The following is a 376-nucleotide window of genomic DNA, read 5'->3' as shown; positions in this document are numbered from 1 at the left end:
ACCCTTAGCTGAACGGCCGTATTCAGGGATTTCATATCCCTTCATCTTGTAGACCTTACCAGCGTTCGTGAAGAACAACAACGTATCGTGTGTTGATGTACCAATCAATTGATCAATGAAGTCATCATCGTTAACACCCATTCCTTGAACACCACGACCACCACGGTTTTGGGCACGGAATTCAGTTTGTGCCATACGCTTGATGTAACCACCACTCGTCAATGACACAATAATGTCTTCTTCTTCAATCAAATCTTCATCTTCAATGCTTGTCACGTCACCGATTTGCAATTCCGTACGACGTTCATCGCCGTACTTCTCTTGAATTTCAAGCAACTCAGTGTAGATGATTTCGTCGATTCGCTCAGGCTTAGCC

At 44.1% G+C, this 376-nt stretch carries 1 protein-coding gene; it reads right to left on the bottom strand.

From position 1 onward, the window contains the following. Positions 1 to 376: DNA gyrase C-terminal beta-propeller domain-containing protein (locus tag KH400_RS22275; protein WP_281418771.1), on the bottom strand; the 376-nt coding region annotated here is incomplete at both ends.

Origin of the sequence: Desertibacillus haloalkaliphilus (assembly GCF_019039105.1) — a bacterium.
GTDB lineage: Bacteria > Bacillota > Bacilli > Bacillales > KJ1-10-99 > Desertibacillus > Desertibacillus haloalkaliphilus.
Note: the sequence above shows the minus strand (reverse complement) of the source record. Positions and strands in the feature narration are given on the sequence as shown.